Origin of the sequence: Pantoea sp. BJ2 (assembly GCF_040255075.1) — a bacterium.
GTDB lineage: Bacteria > Pseudomonadota > Gammaproteobacteria > Enterobacterales > Enterobacteriaceae > Pantoea > Pantoea leporis.
In genome coordinates this window covers 168,694-194,859 of the sequence record NZ_CP158293.1, presented here as the reverse complement: position 1 = coordinate 194,859, position 26,166 = coordinate 168,694, and the positions used below count along the sequence as shown (strand labels likewise).

The 26,166-nt window shown below is 53.1% G+C and carries 11 protein-coding genes and 3 pseudogenes; 1 reads left to right on the top strand and 13 read right to left on the bottom strand.

The features are described from left to right. Window positions 1-48: 48 nt before the first annotated feature. The 3 genes and pseudogenes from AAF463_RS20410 to AAF463_RS20400 all read right to left on the bottom strand — a co-directional run bounded on the left by AAF463_RS20410 (window position 49) and on the right by AAF463_RS20400 (window position 7,446). On the bottom strand, window positions 49-4,614 hold the full coding sequence (locus AAF463_RS20410; protein ID WP_350262337.1) for an autotransporter outer membrane beta-barrel domain-containing protein: 4,566 nt from the start codon (window positions 4,612-4,614) through the stop codon (window positions 49-51). Between the two features lie 302 nt (window positions 4,615-4,916). Further along, entirely contained in the window at window positions 4,917-6,317 is a 1,401-nt protein-coding gene (locus AAF463_RS20405) for a Na+/H+ antiporter NhaC family protein (protein WP_222234079.1), read from the bottom strand. Next, window positions 6,304-7,446, bottom strand: a pseudogene (locus tag AAF463_RS20400) (M20 family metallopeptidase). Before AAF463_RS20400 ends, AAF463_RS20405 begins: the two are co-directional and overlap by 14 nt. A 111-nt stretch (window positions 7,447-7,557) precedes the next feature. On the opposite strand from AAF463_RS20400, the gene AAF463_RS20395 reads away from it, so the two are divergent. Continuing rightward, window positions 7,558-8,478 (top strand): LysR family transcriptional regulator, encoded by a 921-nt coding sequence (locus AAF463_RS20395; RefSeq protein WP_222234081.1) that lies wholly within the window; start codon window positions 7,558-7,560, stop codon window positions 8,476-8,478. A gap of 266 nt (window positions 8,479-8,744) precedes the next feature. On the opposite strand, the gene AAF463_RS20390 is transcribed toward AAF463_RS20395, so the two are convergent. The 10 genes and pseudogenes from AAF463_RS20390 to AAF463_RS20345 form a co-directional block, all read right to left on the bottom strand. Next, window positions 8,745-9,347 (bottom strand): hypothetical protein, encoded by a 603-nt coding sequence (locus AAF463_RS20390; protein WP_350262336.1) that lies wholly within the window; start codon window positions 9,345-9,347, stop codon window positions 8,745-8,747. A 17-nt stretch (window positions 9,348-9,364) separates the two neighbouring features. Then, the gene (locus AAF463_RS20385; protein WP_222234083.1) at window positions 9,365-9,766 is read right to left on the bottom strand and encodes a hypothetical protein; all 402 of its coding nucleotides are present in this window, start codon (window positions 9,764-9,766) and stop codon (window positions 9,365-9,367) included. 8 nt (window positions 9,767-9,774) lie between these two features. Next, window positions 9,775-10,317, bottom strand: a complete 543-nt coding sequence (locus AAF463_RS20380) for a hypothetical protein (RefSeq protein ID WP_255610303.1) — start codon at window positions 10,315-10,317, stop codon at window positions 9,775-9,777. A gap of 73 nt (window positions 10,318-10,390) precedes the next feature. Next, the gene (locus AAF463_RS20375) at window positions 10,391-10,972 is read right to left on the bottom strand and encodes a hemagglutinin repeat-containing protein (protein ID WP_350262335.1); all 582 of its coding nucleotides are present in this window, start codon (window positions 10,970-10,972) and stop codon (window positions 10,391-10,393) included. 58 nt (window positions 10,973-11,030) lie between these two features. Then, window positions 11,031-11,168, bottom strand: a pseudogene (locus AAF463_RS20370) (TetR/AcrR family transcriptional regulator); the annotation flags it as partial. Continuing rightward, a pseudogene (locus AAF463_RS20365) lies at window positions 11,165-11,758 on the bottom strand (NAD(P)H-dependent oxidoreductase). The pseudogenes AAF463_RS20370 and AAF463_RS20365, both read right to left, overlap by 4 nt. 62 nt (window positions 11,759-11,820) lie before the next feature. Continuing rightward, window positions 11,821-12,522, bottom strand: coding sequence for a GNAT family N-acetyltransferase (locus tag AAF463_RS20360; protein WP_336768069.1), 702 nt, complete (start codon window positions 12,520-12,522; stop codon window positions 11,821-11,823). Between the two features lie 141 nt (window positions 12,523-12,663). Beyond that, window positions 12,664-13,014, bottom strand: a complete 351-nt coding sequence (locus AAF463_RS20355; RefSeq protein ID WP_350262334.1) for a hypothetical protein — start codon at window positions 13,012-13,014, stop codon at window positions 12,664-12,666. 2 nt (window positions 13,015-13,016) lie between these two features. Further along, a complete protein-coding gene (locus AAF463_RS20350) occupies window positions 13,017-24,059 on the bottom strand; it encodes a hemagglutinin repeat-containing protein (RefSeq protein ID WP_350262333.1) in 11,043 nt (3,680 codons plus the stop codon). 12 nt (window positions 24,060-24,071) lie between these two features. Continuing rightward, a complete protein-coding gene (locus tag AAF463_RS20345) occupies window positions 24,072-25,736 on the bottom strand; it encodes a ShlB/FhaC/HecB family hemolysin secretion/activation protein (protein ID WP_222234087.1) in 1,665 nt (554 codons plus the stop codon). Window positions 25,737-26,166: the final 430 nt, after the last annotated feature.

Here is a 26,166-nt window from a genome sequence, read left to right as displayed (position 1 = left end):
AAGCCCGCCGTCAACTAAACCGGCGGGCTTGTGAGGGTAACCGTTTTATCAAAACACCCAGCGTACGCCCGCGTTGTAATTCCAGCCTTGCACGCCGTTGCCGTCGATCTCTTTGCGGTAATTGGCTTCGGCATACAGCGAGACATTGTTGGTGAAAGCCGCATTGCCGCCGATGCCGGCATCCCACATCTGGCCGAACTTGCCGCTGTTGAAGTTATCGCTAACCTCGCTGTTACTGGCACCAACATCCACTTTCGCCGTGCCGCCCCAACCGCGATAGTAGTTAGTGCGCAGATACGGCGTATATTGCCCGCTGCCGCTATCGTTCCAGGTCCGTGCCAGACGTGCGCCGACGCGGCCAATGGTTTGGTCATAATCGTCGTAAGAGACTTGGGTTTGATCGTCGTCGGTGAAGTCATCCAACTTCAAATGCAGATGCAGCAGTTGCGCTTGCGGCTCAAGACGAATGCCGTTCGCCAACTGGAACGGATAACCACTCTCCAGCGATGCGGTCCAGCCTTTGCCTTTCAACTTCGCCACCTCTTTTTGTCGGGCGATATCGGTGTCGCCACGATGCCAATCGAGTGAAAGCGCGCCATCCAGATAGAAGCCACTTGCGCGCTGCCAGGTGCCGTAAATCGTCAGGCTGTCGCTGTCGAAATCTGTTGAGCTGTAACCATCAGCTGCATTCGGTCGGATGCGCGCATTGCCGCGCGTGTAAGCCAGGCCGCCGCGTAGACTATCTTGCTCGCCGTCCAACCGCAGTAGGTTGCCGCCAAACTGCACCGCGCTGTAATCGAGGTCAAAGTCGTAACCGTAATGCGCCGTATCAAGGTTAGTTTTGTACTTCTGGTTGGAGCCGGAATAACGGATGAACATTTCCGCTGATCCGTCTGGATTCTGCCGCAATTCGCCCAGGCGTTGATGTAAATCACCAATGGTTGCCAGGGTGTAATACGCCAATCCGACCGGCGCCGAAATGTACGAAGGAAGCTGTGGAATGACCGCCGGGCGCAGCGCGCCGCTGCCTGCTGTCTGCGGCTGACAAAGGGAACCATCTTTACAAACGTAGTTATTGGCCAGACGATAATCCCAGGTTGTATTGCCATTCTCGGGGGCAAAGCTATAAAGCCCGTATTGCCACGCCCCTGCAGCGACATAACCCCGTTGCAGCGCGAAGCTATTGGCGCTGGCGCTACCAGCAACCTGCACCAGAGAAACGCCTTCATTGGCGGAGATCACGCCATCTCGATTGCTATCCGCCAGCGTGGCAGCACTCAGCACATCATTGATAAAGGTAGTGCCGGTCACGTTGCCGTTAACGCGTAAAGTGTCGCTTTGCGCGCCCTGCGTCCGCAACGCCAGCTTGCCGCCCGCCGACGCCAAATCACCGTTGATGGTCAACGTGTTGCCCGCCGCGCCGCTGCCGTTGGTGAGATTCAACGTACCGGCGTTATTCACCACCAACGAATCGTCAGTCTCGCCCGACAAAACCGGATTGACCTGATCGCCGACAAACAGCGTTGAGCCGCTATCCACGTTGATGGTGCTGTGTGCCAGTTTGAGATTATCGGTAAGGGTAAATTGCGTGTTGTAGAAGTTGATGGTGCTCCAGCCCGCGCCGAGGTTGACGCCGCGCGCCAGATCATCGTTGTTGAACGAACCCCCGCGCGCGTTAATCTCGCTAAAGTTCAGCGTGCTACCGCTGCCGCCTGCGGTAGTGATGTGACGCGTGTTTGCCAGACTGACGTTGGCGATCGAAGCCACATTGTTAACACCGGTTCCCATCGTCACGCTGCCGTCAATGGTTCCGCCGGTGAGTTCGACCACGTCGGTGCCGTTGCCGGTGTTCACATCGCCCACCACGTTGCCATCGACCAAAGCAATTAGGTCACTGGTGGCGCCACCAGCAACCACAACGGTTTCCGGGTAAGGCGCGGTGACGTTGCCTTCATTGATAAATACCGAGTTGCCGCCACGCAGATCGATAATTGGCGAAACCAGGCTGAGCGAAACGATGGTGCCGCGGTTGATCACCTCGCTGGCGGTGCTGGTGACAATCGCCGAGCCGCCATCGGAACTGTTAACGATGATGTTACCGTTGGCGATCACCCGCCCGGTGGTGTTGGCGCGCACGCCGGTTGCCGGGCCATAGACAAAGAAGCTGTAACCTTGTGGGATGATCAAATCGTTGCTGGTGGTATTACCATCTTCTTTGCTAAACACATAACCCGTCGCGCCTGCACCACTCACCGTACCCAGCATATAACCGTTGGGATCGAATGAGGTCGCGGAGCGAATTAACGTGCCGCCATCGGTGTTCATCCCGACATCTTGCAGCGAAATATTGCTGGTTTCCGCGCGGTTGTTGAGCACAGTGCCGCCGCCAGAATTGTAGAGTCCGATGTTGCTGGCGGTTAACGATGCTGCGCCTTTATCCAGTAAGATGGTGTCTGCGCCCGCATTGGCGTTGATGGTGCTGTAGTAAAAATTCGGCCCGGCGGTATCACCATTAATCGTTAGGCCGCCGTTATTGCCAACGCGCACCGCAGCAATGCCGCCCGCACTCAATCCGCTGTGATCGGTCCAATAAACGGTATTGCCTTCGGCGGTATCCAGCGCGATACCCAAGGCTATGTTGGTGCTGGATCCATCAAAGATATTTCCGCCGCCGCGAATACGCACACCGATGCTGTTTGGCCCGGTAAGATTGATGGTGCCACGCGGCGTGGACTGATAGATCACACCATCGCTGATATCAAAGGCAGTGGCATTGGTTCCGTTGCCGGTAATCGGCGCCACGTTGGCGAAGAATCCACCTTGCCCGGTGCCCGCAATGGTATTGTTGCCGTTCAGCTCAATCGGGTTGGTGATGGTCACGTCTGCACCCTCCGAGCTCTGAACCGCAATCGCCCCTTCGCCGTTAACGTGATAGCTGTCGGTGCCGTACAAGGTGGTGCCGTAAAGTCGTGAACCGGCACCTGAAGCGACAATGCCGCGTGTGTTGGCACCGTTCAACGTCACGTCGGCAGCCACCACCGGATTAAAGATCACGCCATCACTCAGGCGATACAGCGCCGAACCTGGCGTGGAGACATCATAACTGCCGCCGTGGCTATCGATGTGCGCATAGTTGGTGGCTTGATAACCGGTTTGATTCGGCGCGTAAAAATGCAGTGAACTGGCATCGCTGATGGTTAATCTGGCGTCATCGCGCACATCAACACCAACCGTATTTTCGCCGTACAAATTGATTCTGCCGTTCTGGGCAAAATTGGCCTGGCTGCCCGAAACGGCAACGCCCGTCGCGCCCTTGCCCTTCACATTGATGGTGCCGTTATTCGCACCGCTGGCATCCTCGAGACGGATGCCGGTGCTGTTAATCGCGGTATTGATCACGCCATTATTGATGAAGCGGCTGCCACCGTTGGCATACACGCCGGTGCCACCCGCACCAACGGTCGAGGCATCGACGCCGCTGCCATCGGCATTATTGAAAAAGCCGCTGTTTATGACGCCGTTGTTAATGCCGGTGCTACCGTTCAACAGTTCCAGTGCGTTGCTGCCAACGCTGGCCAGTTTGCCGTCAATCACCGCCGTCGCGCCGTTGCTGGCGCGCATCGCCGCGCTGCTGGCATTTACCACTTCCAGTATGCCGCTGCTACCAATGGTTGCCCTGGCATTGGGGCCATCAGCGCTTAACACAATGCGTTCGCCAATCGGCTGCGTCACTTCGTCGTAGTATTCATCGGCATCGATCACATAGGCGATGACATCGCTGCGCAAGGAGAGCGCTTTATTAAACTCGCTGCTGTAGCTATCGGCGGCCAGATTGCCGTTTTGCAATTGCTCAATCAGCCAATTGTTGTAACTCTGCAAGCTGCTGACGTTGGAAACGTTGAATGAAGTGGTGGCATTGTCCAGCGTGGTGACGCTAAACGCGCCGCGCCAGGAGACCACATTGTCGAACCATTGCCCCAGTTGATAGGTGTAAGGCGTGTAGGAGCCAAAAAAGGAGATGCGGTTGGCGGAGTTCCAGTTCATGGTGCCGCTGCCGCTGGCAGTAAACAATTCGCTCTGTTTCGCCGCCATCGACCAGCCGTTGGTGCTGGCGGTGGTCGCAGCGCCCTTCTGCCCGATATCAACATTGATGGTGCCATTGCTGACCTGCGCAACGCGCGCGTTGATATACTGCCCATTATTAACGTTATAAAAATTCGGCAAGGTATTGGTTTCAATGGCACTAATCGCGGCGGAGTTATATACCTGAACGCTATTACTGCCGCTGCCATTGGCGTCTGGCACGTTAATCACATAATTCTGCGCGCCCAGATCGACGCGACCTGAATCTTGCCAGGAATACGAAATAATTCTGCCACTGCTGAGCAATTGTCCGATGGATATGGTGCCACCGCCGTCCTGACCGGGCGCAAACCGCTGATTGCCACTTAAAGTTTGAGTCGAGCCATTGCAAATACAAAACACGCCGGCGCGGTTGTCATTTAATTCTGGCGTAAAAGGCTTAAGCGTCGCCGCCCAAACTGGCGAGGCTGGATTAAACACACCGTAAGCGGCAATAAGGCTAATAAACAGCGGATGCAATCGAAACATCATCGTTCACTCCAGAGAAGCGTGCAACGCTGCCGCGATGCGTAAAGACATCGCCAGCAATGGGTTTGGCTATTATTAATTTGTGTAATTGAACGTAAAGAAATTCTGCGACGCGGCAATAACATCACTTTACGCGAGACAGTTCCAGCGCGACTTAAGCCAAATAGCGATGATGAGATAACTTTAAGAAAAGGCCGGGGATTGAATGCAATTATTCGTGGGACTGAAATAGCGGAAAGGATGTTGATAGTGTTAACAACAATATAAAAATAAGAAGCCACCATTAAGTGGCTTCTTACGATTTATTAGAATGGTCCCCAGTTGATCGCCACACCAATTAATAAGGTGACAACACAAATGGCAAACCAAATCGCCACCACCGGCGCAACGAATTTAATCCATTTGCTGAAAGAGATATTGGCGGTGGCCAAGGCTGCCATTAACACGCCAGAAGTTGGGCTGATGGAGTTGACGATACCTTCACCCAGCAACACCGTTTGCACCGTCACCTGACGGGTTAAACCAAGGTTATCGCCGAGCGGCGAGAAGATCGGGATCAGCAAAGCGGATTCACCGGAACCGGATGAAATACCGAAATGCATCAACGCCGCGCTAATGAACATGCCCACCGCCGCAATGGCGGGATGAACCGGTGCCAGTAAATCAGACAGGAAGCCAACAATCGGATCAAGAATATTGCCCTGTTGCAACACCACGGAAATCGCGCCAGCCATACCCACAATGAAGCCGCCTTTTACCAATTGCGAGCAACCCGTAAGGAAGGTGTTGGCAATGGCAGAACCCGACATGCGCCCCATCATGCCGACCATAATCGACAGAATAATAAACATCGCCGACATTTCATTGGTGGCCCAATGTAATTGCACCGTGCCAATCATAAATACAATCAGCGTTGCGGCGCAGGTGATCAAAATCAGTTTATGCCGACCCGTAATCGTCAGTGATTCATCATTCTGCGCCGTTTGTTCTATTCGCACTTCACCATTATTTCGCGCGCGTTTCACCGAGATAATCAAATAGGTCATCACCGTTATTACGAACAATAAACAGGTGATGCCGCGCAACAACATGCCGGAGAACAGCGGTAACTGCGCCAGATGTTGGGTTAATCCGGTGGTAGCTGGACCTAATACCGCAACGTTAAAACCCGCCGCACAGGTTAAATACACCAGCGCCATACCAATCATTGGCGATAAACCCAACGATCGCGCCACTAATAAACCAATCGGCACAAACGCCACTACCGAGTTTTGCACCACGCCGGTGGTGCCGAGAATGGCGAATATCACACCAAAAATGATGATAATGCGCGTATCGCTTATTTTGGTACTGCGCGACAGTGAATTAAGCGCCGTGGCAATAGCACCGGTCGATTCGATAACGGCTAATAACCCGCCGGTAAACAGAATCAGGAAAATGATCGGCGCGGCTTTGATCACCCCTTGCACAATCGCCATGAAGATTTCGCCGGGATAAACGCCCGAACGCGCGACTTCATGCAAACTTCCCTTGATGGCAAAAGTGATGCCATTGCGGGTTTCATGGTCAAACTTGCCCGCCGGAATAATCCAGGTTGCCACCGCCGCCAGCACCAAAATAATAAACAGCAGCAGATAAGGACTTTGCTCGGTTTTCGCTGCTGGCGGTTGCCGCAGCGTATTTTTCTCAACATTAACCTGAGACATGCGCATCACCTCCGAGGATCAATCCCGCCACCAACGCCGCGCGCGGAGCAATATCGGCAATAATGATATGTTCATGACGTGCATGAATACCTGCGCCGGTTGCGCCCAAACCATCCAAGGTTGGAATGCCCAACGCAGCAGTGAAATTGCCGTCGCTGCCGCCGCCAACCGCTTTGCCTTCCACCTCGAAACCAAGCTGTAAGGCAACCTGCTGCGCACGTTCCATCAGCAGCAACGATTCCGGTGTTTGACGCATTGGCGGACGTGATTGTGCGCCGCTAATATCCAGCGTGATGCCGGCTAAATGTGGCGTGATCTGGCTGATTTCGGCGTGGATGCGCTCGGCTTCTGCTTCGCTGGTAACGCGCGTATCAATGCCTAACACAGCTTTATCCGCCACCACATTGATGCGGTTGCCACCCCGCGCGATTCCCACATTGACGGTGGTGCCGCGCTCTGGCGCGTTTAAACTGTGCAAGAACATGATTTGATGCGCCATTTCTTGTACCGCGCTGATGCCCTCTTCGGGATTGTTCCCGGCGTGCGCCGCTAATCCGTTGAGGGTGATTTCATATTGTCCGGTACCTTTTCGCGCTGTTTTCAGTGCGCCCGAGCCCGCCACCGCAGGTTCAACCACCAGCACTTGCGCCGATCCCAGGGCGTGCTGCGATAACCAGGCGCTGGAGCTTGGGCTACCGACTTCTTCATCGCTGCCGCAGAGAAACACGATGCGTTTGCCCGCCAGTAAATCGTGCTGTTGCAACGCGCGTACTGCCCAGATGGCTTGCACCAGACCGGCCTTCATATCCAGCACGCCAGGGCCGTAAAGCTTGCCGTCTTCTTCACGCATTACCAACTCGCCTTCATCCCAAACGGTATCGAAATGCCCGAGTAACACGGTTTGCTCGTCACCGCTTCCCAGTGTGAATTTCAGGTGATTGCCGTAATGCGGTTGCTCATCAATCTCTGCTACCACGCCCAAACGTTTGGCAAACAGCGCTTATAAGACTTCGCCACAACGATCCACGGCGGCCTTGTTCATTGATGGAGATTCCGCCGCGACCAATTCCTTGATATCCACAAGAATTTCATCGGCATGTTGTTGCAGGTAATTTTTTATAGTTTTCATTTGTACTGCCCTCGCATAGTGAATCTTCGAGTATGGAGATAAAAATGCGCTTAAAAAATGGAGATAAAAGGCTATTATTGTTGACCTCAGATCAACGGATAAGAAAAACCTATGGCGATGCTGCTCTATCCAGAAAAATCCATAAGGTATCTGTATGAAGTGGGCAATTACGGCGGTATTCGTCGCGCGGCGGAAGCCCTGGATGTTGATCCCGCCGCCATCAGCCGTCAGTTATCGCAACTGGCGCGGGAGATGCAATTGCCTCTGCTGGAGCGACGTGGCCGCAATGTGGTGCTGACCGAAGCTGGCAAGTTATTGGCTGAAGATTACGCGCACACCCATCAACGGCGCAGCCAGTTAGATCGCCAGTTAAAAGATCTGCGCCATAAACGCGGCGGCTCAATCAAATTGCGCGTCGGTCAGGGCATGGTGGATGAAGTCGTCAGGCATGTTTTGCAGCCGTTTTCGCAAACTTACCCCGACGTATTCATCGATATCCTGTCGGGTGATATGCAAACCACCGTGTCGTTGATTGCCAAAGGCGACGTTGATATGGCGGTGGGTTTTGGCCCGATTGGCCCGCCCGGCCTGAAGTGTTTGAGTTTTCACCGCGGACCAATCTGTGCGGTGGTGCACAGCCAACACCCCATCGCGGATTATTCGCAAATTGAGGTGGCCGAACTGGTCAATTATTCATTAATTGGCATGGACAAAAATTTTGGCATTCAAAGTTATATGAATGCCATGTTCAGTCAGGAAGGATTTATATTCAGCCCGGCTTATAGCTGTAATCTGTTTTCCAGCGCCATCGCCTTAAGCCAGGCCGGCATGGGCATCGCGTTTATGACCGCCAAAGTGGTTAAAGACGACCTCATCGCTAAGAACTTAGTCGCCGTGCCGATTCACCATCGCATCGCCCGCGAAAGCCAATGCCACTTATTACGCAGCGCCGATCACCGCTTCACGCCCGCAGCGCAACATTTGTGGCAATTGCTGGTGGCGTTTTTTGAAGGTACGGCGGGTGCGGTTTAATTGCTGCTTATTTGATTACAAATTTAATAATAATTTGTTTACCCTTTATTTAATTTATGCCGATTTTGCTCTCTGGGTAGCACTTGGGCATTATTATAACTATTTGTAACCGTGATGAATTCGGATCACTTTGATTTTTTTCCAATTGTTTAACCCATTGGTGGTGCGGCACTCACAGTGCTATTGAGGCGATCCCCATAGCTTTTATTATTAATTTTTCTGAATATCGAAAACTTATTTTTACGTTTGAACGAGACATGATGTCTTTACATTTTTAGTTTCCAGAAATTCATTCCGTCAATAATCCAATATTGCTCTTTATCGGAAACGAGCAGTCCAAACATATTGTTTTTTTGAAAGCTCCAATTCGATGGCACCAGATTTTCATGATCTCTATCCCAATCAGTATGTTGATAAATTTTCTTATCAAAATTTATGTAAAATTTGGGTAGCCGTAATCTCCATGCATCCCACTCAAGGCTAACTTTTTCATTAGAGGTTGAAAGAAAATTTTCAACATATGAATAGAACGAACATAAATCCTCTTTAGTTTTATTGTGTATAAAAAAAGCATGCATCCATGATTTTGTGAAGCACTTTACATCAGCTATTTTTATGTACTCAAAAAAATTATTTTTATCAAGCAAGGGGATCCCTCCACTGAATGAGTTTAACGCATCATCAAGTTGTTCAGGTTTCAACCATCCATTCTGGATATAAGCATCATATTCTGGTCTACCATCTATACAGTAATTGTCTTTTCTATCAATTACATAGTAATGATTTCCATCTAAGACGAATACAGCAATATCGACTTCACCATTAAATAATAAGTCATGAATTTTTTTATGCTCAGCCGCCAAATACATTAAAAAACCCTTTATATTTAGAGATGTAGATTAGCCAATGATGATGTTTTTTTAAATCCGAGTCTAATTTTATCATCAGGGAAAAGTGGTTGAATAATTATTTTATCATTAAAAATGAAAATCCTTGGTGAAAGTGAAATGACATCATATATATTTTCAATGAAAGACGAAATCTTAGTTGCGAATAGGGGAATGCTAGCATCATCTGCCAAAACATAAACCATATCTTCAGCCAAGCCTGAAAAATTCAAAATCTCATGTGGTTCAAATAAATCCACATGCTCAATTTCAGTCCATGAAATGCTCCCTCCTACTAAAGGAAAGCCATGCAAAATGTTAATCGCTTCTTTCTCACTATCTTTCTGAACCATGTAAAAGCTCGAACCCAGGGCTTCTCTGCACTCATCAAACATAGTCATTTTTAACACTACCTATTCAACTGTTTAAGTATGGTTTCAAAAGATTTTTCATTACCTTCAAAGGGAATCACTTGTTTAACTCCTTTACCTGGACCTTTACCAAGCGAGTAATCCCAAATATTAATATGCGTTCCTTTATCAGGATCGTAATCAACTCGCAAACCGACTTTGCCATCATTTGATTGGCGCCCAATCACTTTGCCATTTCCGGCACTAAGTTCCAGTCGGCCAATAACTGGTTTGGAGTCGGGTCCTAAATTACCCACGATATCAATGGCTTTATTACGGGCAGTTTCCCAGTTTTTCTCAGCCTGAAGAATAGTTTCATTCTTATTCGTTGCCTGAGAACCACCTTTATTTTTACCAATCCCTGCAGCAATCCCCGCTGCACTTGTCCCGACCACCTGAGCCAGTTCATTTATGGCAAGCTGTTTCGCTTCAGCCGATTCACCTGATGCCAGTGCATTCTTAATAGCTGCCGATCTATCAGCTTCCAGCGAGGGTAGGACACCATTAAGGTATATCCATTCTTGCCGGTATTCCGCATCCAAGCCACCATTTTCCCTGGCTTTTTCTCCCAGAGCATTTAGACGGTTAGCATACTCCGTCTGCAGTTCACCCCTCTCATTCGCTTTGGATTGCGGATCTCGATGGTGCCAGGTGAGATGGCGCTGTAAGTCCTCGAACTTGCGCGGTCCTTTGTCTGCTGCAGCGTGGCCACAGGCAGCGAGTTGCCACCCGACGGCTGGGGCTCCCCGGATTTCGGAATGTTGTTGATGTAGCTGTCAGACGCCGGCGTGGTGGTTTCCCCATGCTGCCGCTGACGGCGACGCTGAAGCCGTTGGCGCCTGAGTTGGCGTGGTTTTCAATATCCGTCCAGCCGAGCGTGCCGGTGCTGAGATGGTTTTTATCCGGCGTTGCGGAGGAAGCGATGATCGCGCCGCCCAGCTGTGTGTGGTTGCCGACAAAAATGTTGTAGCCATTGTCACCCGCAGTGATACCGCTCTGCTGCTGCACGGAGGCGTAATCGTTGTAGATTTTGCTGCCGCTCATGCTGGCGCTGCCCTGCACCGGCACGCCGGCACAGATAGGCGGCACGTAGATGCTGGCGCTGAAACCGATGGAACTTTGCTTGCTGTAGTAGCTGGCGCGATCCTGCTGGCTGGTCAGCGTCAGGTTATCTTTATCATTGACGCGGCTGTTCACGTATTCGGTTCTGTTGCCGTTCTCCGAGCCGCTGGCCTGCACGCCGATGCCGGTGTTCACTGACGCTCGCTTCTTCCGCCACGCGTCCTAACGTCAGCGCATCGCTTCCCTGCTCGCGCACCAGATTCCACGCCACGCCTATCAGTTGTTGACGACGTGCCTGATGCGTCATGCGCTGCCGAGTGGGTTGATTCATGCCGGTTCCTTCACGTTGAAAAGTCGCTGTCCGTGTTGATGTGCCAGCGCGAAGTGTGCGTCGGGATAATTTTCATCGGTTGGCAGCAGTAATTCGCTGGTCACCACCGGCGCGCTGCAGTAGCCAAAAATTCCCTCATCGATCTGCGTGCGCATGCTGCTGAAAATAGCCGCGACGCACATAGGTATGATGACTCGCCGCGCCCAGCGCCAGCAAATGCACCTGCAAATAGCCGAGCGTTTTCACCATGGTTTGGCCGTCAACATCTACGCCCAACCTTAGGTAAATACGCGATCGATCCAGCCTTTGAGCTGCCCCGGAAACGACCACCAGTAAATCGGGTAGACCAGCACCAGCGCATCTGTTCGATCCAGCCGCTGCTGCTCCGCTACGACGTCGGCGGGCGACGGTGCGACAATTTTGAACTGTTCAAAATCGGCTTGATTGAAGCGCGGATCGAACTGCTCCGCCGCCAGATCGGCAATTTCATAGCTGTGGCAGCCAGCATCAATACCTTGTGCCACCTGCGAGACGATGTTGTGCGTGTGTGAATGTTGGTCCACATGAGCAGTAACGATCAGAGCATGCATAGCGACAACCTCCGTCATGGGTAAGCTACCAGTAGCAACTTACCATTGGTAGGTTGTCAAACTCACAGCGTTTTAGCAAAGCAGATCGATTCGTTTCTGCCGATGTAAGGTTCGTAGTTCTGGATTTGCGCGTAGCCGGAACGGTAATAAAACGCCACGGCACGGCTATTGATAACGCGGGTCGATAGCCGAATTTCGCGGTATCCCATACTTTTGGCCCGCGTTTCCAGATACTCCAATAGCGCTGAGCCAACGCCCGGCACACTACGATCGGAGTACATGCGTTTTACTTCGGCGGTATTGTTCCCAAGCGACCGCAACGCCCCGCAACCCACGGCATTGCCGGCTTCATTTCTGGCTAGAACCCACAAACAACACTCATTGTTGAGTTCCTGGGCGTTGAAATGACTTTTGCCGTTGTCGCCGGTTATGAAGGCGAGTTCGGCTGATAACTTCTCTACCAGTAATTGGGACTCTGCAGAGTGGGGAGCGGATTGCTGGATTTTGATGTTCCTGTTAGTCATCTTGATTAAAACCTCCAGAGCGGAGAATTTTTTACACTGATTGGGAAACGTTGAGCGATCGATGTTTATCCAATTCGTCGCGCCTGTCTTCTCTGTAACAAACCGTGCCAGTTGGATAACGATATGATGCACAATCGTCCAGTTGGTGGTGCGCGACGGCTCAAAACGGGAGGAAAATACTTTTTCGTCTGCCGATAAAATGAAGGCTAACCCGTCATTAGTTATGCCACAAAGTGTCATTTTAAACGTCCTGTTCACGAAAATGGTTTTCTGGATACAACCTATTCGGAGTTTATCCCGGTGATAGCTGCGCCGCAGTTAATAATACTTAACTAACTGGTTAAAAAGGTAACATCAAGGATTCGGCCGAAATTCTACATTTTAATCAGGTTGATAGCGCTCATCCTGCATCATTAGAGGCAGAATTTCTGTATTCCAGATGTCTTGTTGATATAGCTGAACTTCATTGGGTTCTTTTCGAGCAAAAAGACATTGTCTAATAGTTTTTACGGCCATATTGAACTCTTCTTTACTTAACTCACTAAAACTTATCTGATCTAAGGGCAAAAACATCATTATCTTTTCATGTATGTCAGTATGACACTCCTGTAATGCATCGTCGAACAATGCTTCTAAAGCATTCGAAGCTGTTCTGTTAAGCCCTACTGTTAGCCCTCTTTCACCATAGTTGTTGTTATATGGCTTGCATCCTATATCGAAAAAAGAGCCCATGATTACCTCATAATAATTAATTTATCTTGTTGATTTTTTGGCAACGTTTTTATGTAGTCCATAAACACTTTCTGGTTAGACGATGTTAATACACTAAAATCTACAGGAACTATGTCTGCTTTTCCTAAGTGATCGAGGATTTGCTTTTGACCTGTTGGAATTTCTCCAGCAGTTCTAGATACTGTCATATTTTTCTCAAAGAATCTGTTGATCCCATCAACCTCTTTCTGAGACAAGTTTTTTGTAGTGTACATAAAGTCGACCGTTTTACCTGCGTTAGAGCCACCACTTATGATGAAATCAGCAGTTTTTCCACCTGTATCAGGGGCTCTTTCCAGTTTACCCAACGTACTTTCAAGTCTCGCAGCAGCAGCGGCTTCAGCAGGATTATATTTCCCATTACCATTTACATCGGGTGTATTTAATCTTTCATGACCTTCCAACGGTGTCGAATTTACTTTTACTTCATAAATTCCTTGTTCATTTTTTACGAGTTTATTTATATTCCCAGCTTCAGGATTCTGATAATTACCAGCCCCTTTTTTTACAACATTTTCAGGCACAGGATTGGAACCCTGTTTTACTTTCAGCACACTGCCAGCACCCAGTGAGCCATAAACTATATTACCTAGTCCATCCGCACCCGTTTTTAATAACGCGGCTTCCAGCCAGCCACATTTTCCAGCACAGCTATCAATGATATCGCCATACCATTTTGCCGACTCTTCGTAAGCTCGCCCAGCCATATTATCCTGTTGGCGCAATTTCGTATATGCGTTGTCACTCAGCTCTATCTTGGTGCGCATCGTCGTTACACAGGCTGTATCCCCTGCATCCCAGCACGACTTCAGGGCCTGAATATTTTCTGCCGACTCCTTCGCCATATTCTTACGGATTTTCTGCTCACAGCTATCATTACCGTGACATTCTTTATATTCTTGAGCGTATTTCTGCGGATTTCCCTTGCTCAGGAAATTATTCTCCACTGCATTCTTCCCGGCACCCGCGCCAGCCCCGACTCCCATCGACGAATTAGACGCAATCCCGCCTGCCATGCCTGCTGCAATCTGGCTCAGGCTGCTGACGATCTGCTTCTGATTTTCTGTCAGGCTGCTGATGTCTGTGTCCGGATACATCACTTTTACAATCGTCCGCGCAGCCAGCTCACCACCTGCTGCGCCAGCCGCACCCGCTGACGCAGAGCTGCCGGATATCTGTGCCAGCACAGCGCCGGCTACGGCGTGGGCCATGGTATTTGCCAGCAGATTGACGTTCTCAGTACCGTCAGCGTTGTAGGTTGTCGTAGCTTGCTTGATAGCGTTGGCAATATACGGAGCCATCACCCCGCTTGCAGCCGCGCCGAGATTGCTGGCACTCAGTCCGCCCAGCGCACCCGCAACCGCCGTTGCCACCATCGAATAGGTGCCACCGGTGCCCCACTGTGCCGCGACTGACTGATAACCCGGATCCTGCTGAATTTTCACATTCAGCTGCTCTGGCGTCAGATTTGCATAGTCGGGATGCTCTTTTAGCAGTCGCGCTTGAGCTTCGGCAGATGCGGCGCCCATTTTGTACTCTTTAACATCACCGACAACACGGCCCGCCAGTTCCTGTACGCCCTGTGCAAACGCCATCTGGTTCGCGACTTTTTCTTTGTCGAAGATTTTGACGATACTGCCGTTCGCGTTTTCTGTATCGCGGCTCAGCGTTGCCACATCCTGCGTCTGGTTCTGCGCGTTGCGCACCGTAATCGTGCCATCCGCCACTGCTGAACGCGTGGTACCGGAGGCGCTGTCGCTCATGTTGACCACTGACGGCAGCGCGCCGGCAGCATAGTGCTCTCCGGAAGGCATTGGCGTCTTGCTGTAACTGCCGTTGAAGCCGATTGCAGAACTGCTGGCGTGGTAACTGGCATGATTATCGATGCTGTCCCAGCCCAGTGTGCCAGTTGACAGCTTGTTGTTCGCGGCATCCGCCGTTGAGGCAATCACTGCGCCATTAAGCTGTGTGTGGTTACCCACAAAGATGTCATAGCCGCCGTTGCCCGCAAACAGACCGCTCTGGTCGCCGACGCTGGCGTATTCGCTGTTGACCTTGCTTTTGCTCAGGCTTAGACCGATCGAGCCCGTCATCGAGCCAAAGGTGAAGCTAAAGCCCCCGCTGGCGCTCTGCTGCTGGCTATGATAACTGTCGGTATCTTGCAAGCTGGTCAGCGTCAGGTTGTTGCCCGCGTTCACGCTGATGCTGTTACCCAGCGCCTGGGCGCCGGACAGCAGCGTATCGTTGCCGCTGCTGAGCGTCAGGTTGTCTTTAGCATTGACGCGGCTGTTAACGTATTCGGTGCTGCTGCCGTTCTCCAAGCCGCTGGCCATGTAGCCGCTGGCCTGTACGCCGATGCCGGTTTCCTGACCTATGGCAATGTGAACACCAGCGCTCCAGCCTGAAGATTTGTTGCTGCTCTTTTGCTCCGTGTTATTGCTGGCGGCAACCAGATTCAGGTCATGTGCGGCGGCAAGCGTCACGTTGTTACCAGTGATGCCGCTGCCTGCCAGTATCACGTCGCCGCTGGTGCCGTTGTTGCCCGTCGCCACCACGGCGACATTGCCGCCGCCGCTAAGTGAACTACCGCTAACAGTGTTACTGATGTATTTGGATGACGATTTGCTTTTGCTGGCCCCCACGCTGAGCGAAATTTTAATGCCCGCGTTATTCATATCGCCCTTTGCCAGTGCTGTAGCGGATTGCGTAGCGCCTTTTGACATCGCCCAGCCACTCTCCAGCGCCTTCACAGCGCCAAGAGCCTTCAAACGATCATCACCGGCCTCACTGGCGGCCTTTGCCTGGGAACCGAGACTCAGCAGCGCGTCGGTGATTGGGCTGGTCAGCTGCAGCGTCAGGCCACTCTGCTTCTGCTCAAAGCTCTGACGGCGCGTTAACGTGTCGTTGCCCGGATCGATAGTGACCGAGCCGCCGACCAGGCTGATGTCCTGCTTAGCAATCACATCCGATCCCGCTACGTGCGCGTCATGACCCGCAACCAGCGTAACGTTGCCGCCAGTGCTGCCAACGGTACTGGCGCTCTGACTTTCTGTCGTACCGTCCTGCTTAAGCTGCTGTTTCGAGGATGCGCTGCCAAAAGTGACCCCAATTCCGCCACCGCTGAACATGCCGCTCTTCTTGGTTTCACTCAGCCTATAGCTGCTCTGGGTATCGGTTGCCGCCGCAATAGTGAGGTCGTTGCCTGCTTTAAGACCAACATTGTTTTCACCGACAACGGTGGAGCCTTTTAAAGTCAGATCATTACCTGCGACGATTGAAATCTGGTCGCCATTTAGCTGGGAAGCTTTTTCAGTGGTTGAGCTGTCTTCGCTGATTGTGTGAGTCGTTTTCTTACTGAACAGGCCTTTTTTGGTTTTAGTTTCTTCCTTGTAGGCATAATCACTTTCCGTCGCCGTGGTGATATTTACGTCGTGGCCAGCCTGTAATCCAATATCTTTGTTTGCGGTGATGCTTGCGGCCTGAGTGGTGATGTCATTTCCGGCAAGCATCGTCGTGCTGCCGCCACTGACAATTTCCGTGCCCTGCTGACGCACTGCTTCGTTGATAACCGTTTTTTTACTGCCCCGTTCACTGTCTCCGGAGCGGCTTTCAACTGCATTCAGATTGATATCACGCCCCGCCTGCAGACCAATATCGCCTTCCGCTGCCAGGGCTGCTGCCTGGCTGGTAATATCCTGCCCGGCTACCAGCGTCAGATTGCCGCCGCTGGAAACGGTCGTGCGTTCAGCACCGGAGCTATGCGTTTCCTTGTTACCTGTTTTACGGCTTTCGCTGGTCTCGATGCTGTTGAGACTGAGGTCGTGCCAGGCGTTGAGTAGCAGATCGCCACCCGCATTGAGTGAGGAGCCGGTGAGGTTGATATCGTTACCGGACTTCAGGCTGAGCGCATCCAGTGACGTAATCGCCGCCGTCTGGCCAATCAGCGTTTTGCTTGCCTGCACTGGACCGTTGCCGCCGATCGTCCACTGTGAGCTGATGGTGGTGTTATTGATGTCACCATTGACGCTTTCCAGCGCCACCTTTTTACCGCTGATTGTCGAGCTGATGTTGTTGATGCTATTCAGCGCACTGAGATTCAGCTCGCCTCCGGCTTTAATCAGCCCGGCTTTAAGGTTGTCGATATTGTTCTGGCTGTCGGCGCTGACCGCATTCTGCGCCACGATAGTGCTGGCGCTGTTGGTGATGTTCCCGCCGGAGAGCGTCACGTTGTTTCCGGCAATCACGCTGCCGTTGTTCATCGCCGCATCTTTTTCGGAGAGGTACACTTTTGGCACCATCACCGTCTGACCATTCACCGAGGTGGCTTCCCACCAGATGATGCTCTTATCCAGTGAAGCGACCTGATCCGCGGTAAGCGACACGCCAAACTGCAGGCCTAAAGAGTGCTGTGACGCGGCGGCGTTATCCATCAGGTAACGCATCTGGTCCAGATCGGAACCCACGCCATTCAGATAGCGGCTGCCGGTCTGGTTAAGAACGGTGTTGCTGACGTAACGCGTATCAAATGCCGCATCGCCGAGGAAGCGATAATCGTTGTCAGGCTTGAGGTTCAGCCTGTCCAGCAGATAGGACGAGCCGAGGAAAGTATTCACGTCGGTATACTGCTGACGGCTTTCCTGTGGCGCGCTGCCAGGCTGTTTACCCAGCAACTGATTGAGATCGCCAAACAGGCTGGCGTCCAGCTGCCCCAGACCGTTTAATTTGGGGTTTACGGTGATGAGATAGGGACTGCTTCTGTCGCCCGGGACGAAGTAACCATTGTCACTGGTGGGGAGCGGGTATGCGCTGGTATCGACGTTTGACGACGAGTAAGTTTTGAGTGCTGCGGGAACTACCGATGTGTCCGTTGCAAGCCCGCCAGCCTCGCCTAAGTTGGCCTGACCTTTTTTCGCTCCGGACTGGTCAGCGAGTGAAGCGCTTACTGGCGTTGAGGTGTCAAGTACGGTACCGCCGTTCACCTGCTGAAGTGCATTTTGCAGCTGATCTTGCCATGCAGGAGAATTCACTGCGACTTTATCAGTGGCAGTAAGTTGCTGACGCTGCTGTGCATTCACCTGACTGACAGCAGCTAAGTTATTTAATGCTGGCGCATGAATTGTTGTTCCAATCCAGCCAGCATTGGGTGTTGAGCTGGTATTGCTGATATCACCGCTGAAGCTGGCATTAACGCTATCGCCAGCCTGAATTACGGAACGTAATGCATCTCCGCTAAAAATCGTTTCAGTTTCGGGCGTTGTAGTTAAGAGATAGGTCACTGAAGCGGCCGATGTATTTCCCCTGTAGGAAGCCGATTGAGCATCAGGAGAAAAATAGTTCAGATCGCGACCGCTTTTAAGTTTGTTGTTTCCAGTGCGGCCATCATAGGTGTACGTCAAATAAGTGTTGCTCACACCGTTAAACCAGGACTGGTTATTAAGGGTATTTCCCTGAAGCGATAGGGAATTACCTGCCAGTAGCGTACTGGCGAGATTGTTGAGTTGGCTGGCAGAGACATCAAGATTTCGCCCGGCAGCTATGCGACCTGCATTGCCATCAGCTTGGGCATTAAGTGTTGTAGTTTCTGTGAGATAGCGTTGAACGGCACCTTGCGCATTAGGCGCCAGGTATGAGTAATCATCAATTGAACCATTCCCCTGACCAAAGCTGCCGCCCGTCCTGACGGAAATAATGTAATAGCCTAAATCAGAAATTTTCAGCTGGTCGAGCCGGTAAGTTATAGATGAACCACCAATACCTGTCGGTAAGCCAGATACAGGTTGGGTCTTTTCTTCCACTCTCAGACCATCGCGCTGATTTAGCAGGCTACCAGTTCTGATGGTAATATCACCATTCTGCGACTCAATGGTTCCCGAAGTATTGATCACCTCGCCATTGGCATTCCCCGCCGCGTCGCGCTGCATCCACAGGCTGTTGCCTGCCAGCATGTCGCCACGCTGGTTTTTAATGCTGTTGGCGTACAGGTAGAGATTCTGCCCGGCATACAGCAGCGCCGTATTTACAATGCTGCCTGGCGAAGAAATGGTGAGGCTGCCGCGCGTGCCGGTGAAGCCATTGAGTGCTACGTCGCTGCGGCTGGCCAGCGTAATGTTGCCGCCACCCTGCAGCGAGCCTGCGCTGTTCATGTTTATGCGCTGACCGCTCAGGCTGCTGTCGCCGGTTCCGGTGGTGAGCTGGCCGTTGTTCGTCAGATCGCCGCCTGCGCTCAACGTCAGCACCTGCCCCTGTAACGTGCCCTGATTCTCAATCGCACCGTTACTGCTGATAGTCAGGCGATTGCCTGCGGCCAGCGTGTTGCGTGCGGTAAAGCCGTTAATCAGTTTCAGCGTGGCGTCGCCAAGCGCCACCACCTGTCCCAGCTGATCAAAACCGGTGCTCTCCAGCAGCAGATTGCCACCGCTGAACAGCCTACCCGCGGCCTGCTGCGTGACCTGGCTGGCCTTCACATTAAGCTGATTGACACCCAGCAGCGTGCCGCTGTTATTGAGCTGGTCATAATTGACCGCCAGCGTGCCACCCTGCACAGTTCCCTGATTCAGCAGTTGCGAGCCGGTTAAAGTTCCCTGCTGATCGGCCAGTAAGGTGCCGCTGTTGCTGGCGTTGGCAGCATTCAGCGTCAGTTGCGCTGCCTGCAACCAGCCGCTATTGACGAGTTGAGGCGTGGTGAGCGTGAGCTCACCCGCAGACAGCATTTTTCCACTGTTGGTCGCGCTGCTGCTGGCGGTAATGCGATTAGTTGCCCCCTGAATCAGGCCGTAGTTATAAAGCTCTGGCGTGATCAGCGTCAGACCGCTCTGGCTTATCAGCGTCCCGCTATTGTTGTTGGTGATGCGGCCGCTGGTGTTCAGCAACAGGCTGTTATCTCCCTGCAACCGCCCGTTGTTGGTCAGTGTTCCGGTGTTGACCGTCAGATCACCGCCCTGAATGCGGCCGCCATTGCTTAACGCCGCAGCCTGAAGATCCAGTTTGCCACCCGATAGCAGTGCGCCATTTTGCTGCTGCGTCAGCGTGCCGCCGATTACCGCTGTCAGTCCGTTAACGCCGGAGATTTCTCCGCCATTGCTCAGCGTAGTGCCTTTTAACGTCAGGTTTCCGGCAATCCACTGCCCCTGATTGTTGAGGCTGAGGGCGTTGAGCGCGGCATTACCGTTTGCGGTGATTTTGCTGCCCGTGGCGGACGTCAGCGCATCGCTGAGGTTAAGCGTCAGATCGCCCGCGCTCTGAATCGCGCCGTTGTTAGCCAGGCGGGTAGCGTTCAGCAGGATTTGCTGTCCCTGCCAGCTGCCGTTGTTGGTGATGACATCACCGGCAATGTTCAACGTGCCCTGCGTCAGCAGCTGACCGCCAGCATTGTTGATTAATTCACGTGCTGGCTGCGACTGTACCGCCAGCATGCGCAACCCGGGAGTTTGTGCCGGACCGATAGTCAGCGATTGCAGGCCAATCAGACTGCCCTGATTGGTCACGCTGGCCGGGGTAATAGCCAGCGTTTCGCCCTGCACGCTGCCGCTGTTATTCAGCGCGTCGCCACTCAGCGTCATCGCCTTATCCGCCAGCAGCGAGCCGCTGTTGTTCAGGTTCTGCGCGCTGACCTGTGCCGTGCCCTGCGACAATATTTCACCGCTGTTGCGCAGCTCACCTGCAACATCCGCAGACACGCCTGCGGTGCCCAGCAGCGAGCCCTGATTCTGCCAGCGGCCTGCGCTGATTTGTGCGTTGTCGCCCTGGATTGTCCCTGACGTGTTGAGGTCAGCAGCGTTCAGCAGCAGGTCACCCCCGGTCAGCGTTTTGCCGCCTGCTGTCTGTGTCAACGCGCCGCTCGACTGCGCATCCAGCGAGGATGTTCCCTGCCATAACCCACTGTTGCTGAGGCTATTTCCGCGCAGCCTCAGATTATCGGACAGCACTTTACCGCTGTTTTGCAGGTTGCCCGCCGTCAGGCTGGCGTTGCCGCCCGCAGTCAGGCTGCCACGATTATCCAGCAGCCCGTCAGACTGACCTTTCAGTGAGTTAATACCGTAAAAGCTGCCACTGTTGATCAGCGAGCCAAACTGATAATCAACATTGTTGCCCTGCATCACACCGGCGTTGTCAGCGATTGCGCCCTTAACTGCAAGAAGACCGTTGCTCAGTAACTGCCCCGCGCTCAGGTTGCTGAACTGCCTGAAATCCGCGCTGAGTCCGCTGTCACCCTGTAGCAGGCTTTGATTCTTCAGCACATCACCTGAAGCGTTCAACTGCTGTGCCGCAATCGAACCACTGTTGTTCAACGTGCTCGCCTGAATATCTGCCTGGCGCTGCGCAAGCAGAACGCCCTGCCCGCTGTTGTTCAGCGTGCCGCTCAGGTCTGCTTTCAGACTGGTTGCGGTGATGCGTCCGCTGTTGATCAGGTCACGACCGTTAAGGCTGAAGTCATCCGCCACCTGTAACAGGCCCGCATTGGTCAGCTGTACCGGAGAAAGCGTCAGCGAACCGCCGCTGATAAGCTGACCGCTGGCGGCGTTAGTAACATTCGCGCTGTTCAGTGAGAGCGAGCGGTTACCCTGCAGCAGCCGGGCGTTGGTCAGCTGAGGGGCTGTGATGCTGAGTCGGTTGGCCGCCAGCGTACCGCTGTTAGAAATGTCGTTGCTGATGAGGGCAAAATCGTTCTGGCTCAGCAGCGTGCCGCTGTTATCCAGCGCGCCGCTCAACGTGCCAAGGAACTGCGTGGTCGCCTGAGCGCTGCCGGCGTTCTGCCAGCTTTGCAACCGCATATCAAGCGTGTCGGCCTGAATGCTGCCGTGATTATCCAGGCTTCCAGCCTTAGTCGTCAGCGTGCCGGCACTCAGTAACTGGCCACCGGTCTTATTACTGAGTTTATTACCCGTCACGGTCAGCGCATCACTGCCCTGAATCAGCCCGCTGTTAACTAAGTCTCCCTGAAGCGTGAGCGCCTGCGCCAGCAGCCAGCCGCTGTTATCAACGGAATCTGCTTTGAGCTGTAAGCTCATCTGACCGAGGATTTTGCCGCTGTTATCAAGCGTTGCGGCGTTAAGTACGCCATCATCCGCACTCAACGCGTTGCCGCTGTTATTCCAGCGGCCCGCCGTCACCGCCAGCTGATGTCCCTGCAGCTGGCCACGGTTGGTGAGCGTGTCTGCTGCGATGGTTAATTTGCCGTCACTCAGTAACGTGCCGCTGCTGGTTATCGCCTTGCCGCTGGCCTTCAGCGATTGTTTGCCCTGCAACGTGCCGCTGTTGTTCAGCGAACTGGCATCAACATGAATTGTCGCTGCGGCGATTTGACCGTCATTGGTCAGCGCAGCGTTTTGAAGACTGAGGTTGTTATCCGCGAGCAGCAGGCCGCCCTGCTGATTGTTCAGCTGCGCGTTTGAGGCAGACATGCTGGCGGCGTTGATTTCTCCTCTGTTGCTCAGCGCGTCGCCACTCAGCGTCAGCCCTGCCTTGCTGGTGATGAGCCCGCTGTTACTCAGTTGCGGCAGATTGAGTGCAAAGCTGTTATCCGAATTCAGGGTGCCGCCCGCCAGATTATTCAGGCGGTTGCCGCTGTAGGTCAGCGCCTTGCTGCCCTGAATCAGCCCGCTGTTATCGGTTTGCACGCTGCTGAGTGAGAGTACCGGCGCTGACAATACGCCCTGATTGAGCAGGCTGTCGCTGCTGAGGGTGAGATTTTCTGCGCCGGAGATGGCCGCGCCCTTAGCATTCTGCAGGCTGCTTGAAATGATGCCGGTGGTGTTACCGGCCAGCATGCCGCTGTTATCGAGTTGTTTGGCCGAGATGTAGAGGTTTTTTCCGGCCGTCAGCTGGCCGCTGTTGCTGAGCCGATCCTGCGCCTGCAACCGGATATCGTTACCGGCTTTTGCGACGGCATTACTGTCCGTGACAACGGTTGCGCCACCAAGCTGAATATCGCGCCCTGCCGTGATGCTGACGCCACTGGTGGTGAGATTCCCTTTCGCCGTAACGCTCACTCCGGCGTCGCTGACCAGCGTGCCTTTGTTAAGCGTTGCATCCTGCTGTGCATTGAGCGCGACCTGTCCGGACGCTTTGTTTTCCCCACCAAGCGTCACTGATTCAGCATTCGCCGTCAGCGCGCCGCTGCTCAGGCTGTTATTCAGCGTCAGTTTGCCGCTTGCATCGAGCTGAATATCACCCTGTTTTGCCACCAGGTTGCCGAGGTTTACGCCAACGCCCTTCTCGCTCGACACCAGGTGAATACGATTGGCATACATGCCGCCGAGCGCGCCGGTATCCACCGCCACCGACGGCGCAGCGCCTTCACCGGCAATCGGCGTGACGGAACCATTCGCACCGACCCGATTAGCCCCCACCGTCACCGACAGATCTTTCGCATGGATCCCGGCGTTGATCTCCGTTGCGCGCGCGACGATCGACACCGCATCGGTGTTGCTGCCGTCCAGTCCCTGACCTTCGACGATCACCGACCCTTTAGTCACCTCCAGCGCGGCCAGATTGCCGTTGGCATCCAGCTGCGGCTTACCGGTGGTCAGCGTGACGTTTGGCGTGTTGATAAAACCGCAGCCGTTACAGGTAATGCCGTACGGGTTGGCTACCATCACGTTAGCGGCTTTACCCGCCACTTCGGTGTAGCCCTGTAACTGTGAGCGATTGGCGCCAACCACTTCGTTGATGATCGCCTGCGCTTCGTGTCCGGCTTTCAGGTTGGGGTTGTTCTGAATCAGGCCGCCCAACTGCGTCTGGGTAAGCTGCCCCGTGGCGTTATTGAGGATTAACCCTTCTTTGCCAACGTTGTACTGCTGATACTGGTTATGCGAAATCCCGGCGCCGTTGGGCGTCGCGATATTCACCACCGGTACGCCGTTGCCGGCAGCATCCATTTTCGTTCCTGGCGTTACCGGCGTAATTTGCGCGGCGACAGCAGGCAGCATCGGTTGGACCGCCACCAGATAGCAAATCAGATAGCTCAGCGCGCGACGGGCGAGGGAAACGGGTTGACGATCGTCCATAATCTTTGCCTCTTAGAAAACCAGCCCGACGCGGGTGTAAATGCTGAGGTGATCCGGCTGGAGATGGCCGGGATAGCTAAGCGGAATACCGACGGTGTACTGGGTGTAGAAGTTGCGGCCGCGCGTGCTGAGACCTACCGCGCTGCCCCACAAGGTGCCGGTGGACTCGCGGTTCTGCGCGTCGCTCTTTAACCAGCCGCCGTCGATAGCGGCCAGCGCGCTGACGTCACCCAAAACGGGCAGCGTGAACAGGCTGTAACTCAGTTCGTTGCGCAGATAGCCACCGGCATCACCGGAGAGATACTGCTCCTTAAAACCGCGCACCGAGCTTTCGCCACCCAGCGTCAGGCGTTCGCTGCCGTACAGCCGATCGGGCGACCACTGGCCGTAAATGCTGCTCAGCAGCCACAGTTTGTCAGCCAGCGGGCGCTGGAAACTGCCGCTGATGCTCCACTTGCGAAACTGTGCTTTGGGCAAATCGCCGGTTTTTCCCGCGTCATCTTCGGCATCAAACCACGGCATGCCGCGGCTGAACGTCGGGTTGAGCGTAGCGACGCCGCCGAGGATTTTCTGCGTGTGGTTCAGCCCCAGCTGAATGCTGGTGATTTTGCGGCTGCTGCTCTGAAGCAGCGTGTTATTGAGGAAGCTGTGGCTGGAATAGTGATTCAGGCCGAGCTGCACGCCGGTTTTGATATCGCCGTTACGGAACAGCACCCACGAACCGTTAAGCCGGTGCGACACGTTGTCGCCGTTGCTCAGCCAGGTAAAGCCGTTGTTAACGAAGCTGCTGTGATAGTTGCTCCAGCTGTAGCTGTAGTCGAGCAGCCCGTAGCCGTAGGGCACGCTGACGCCCGCCTGCAGGTTTTGCGCATCACGCCAGTCGCTGAAAGCGCTGCTACGCCCGCCGCTGATAAACCAGCGGTCAGCCAGTCCCAGCAGATTGTTCCCCGTCAGCGACGCGTTGAGCTGGCCAACGCCGGTGCTTTTCTGTCCGCTATTATCGAAACCTAATGATGCACTAAGCGGAAATTCCGGTTTGGCCGTTAGATTGACGACCGAATAACCGGTTTTAGGCGACGGCTGGATTTCAATCTGTACCGGTGTTGCGCGCACGCGGTTCATCTGCTCCATGCCCTGCTCAATATCGCGCAGGTTAAGCACCTTGCCTTCCAGACCCGGAAACGCCATCTGTAATGAACGCGGATGCTGGCCGTCGAGACGAATGGCGTCCAGCTTCCCTTCCAGCACCGGAATAATTAACTCACCCTGCGATAAATCCTGTTCAATTAAAAATGCCCGGCTGGTGATATAGCCGCGCTGCATATACCAGTCAGAAATGGCATGCACCAGTGAATTAATTTCGGTTAAGTTCAGGCAGCGATGAATATAAGGAGCGGCCAGCGATTGCTGCTGACTAACAGAAATCAGCGTGGCGTTGCGAATAGCGATATGCTGCACCGGAAAGCAGGGACCGGCCTGAGCGGAATCCGCTGCTGGCGTGCTCTGCGGCGCGATAGCACTCCACAGCGCATCACGCTGCTGCTGGTCATTTTGCAAACGTTGCTGTTGCTGGTTCTGAATATAATCACGGTCGCCAGGATTTAACGGCGCCGCCAATGCAGAAGTTGTGATCATACCGACGCACAGCGCCAGCGACATCCCTGTTTTTGCCATCATAATAAAACTTAAGCGAAATTGATTGTAAGTTTTGTGTAAGCTCTTTTGTGCAGAATATCACCTTAACAATCAGAAAGTTCCTGACTTATTATAAAAATATTAATTTCCTGTTTATTCAATTTTAAAAATCATGAAATTTCTCCTTAACACAAATAGGCAGTCATTCATTAAGTTTATCCAATAATACTTATTCTGGTGATCACGCATGCCAGGTGTAATGGTGAGATTAATGCATATATCGAGTGAGGATTATCACTACATTGATTAGAAATCTGCGGGTAAGACGGTTGGATGAGCCCTAAACGAGGAATTAGCGCCTGAATCTGATTGTTACATTATAACATACTTTAGGCCCAGCAACGATTGAACTGTTCCCCAAATCCACCCTCTCACTTAAGGTTGTCAATTTTCAGGCAAGTGATTGAGTTGT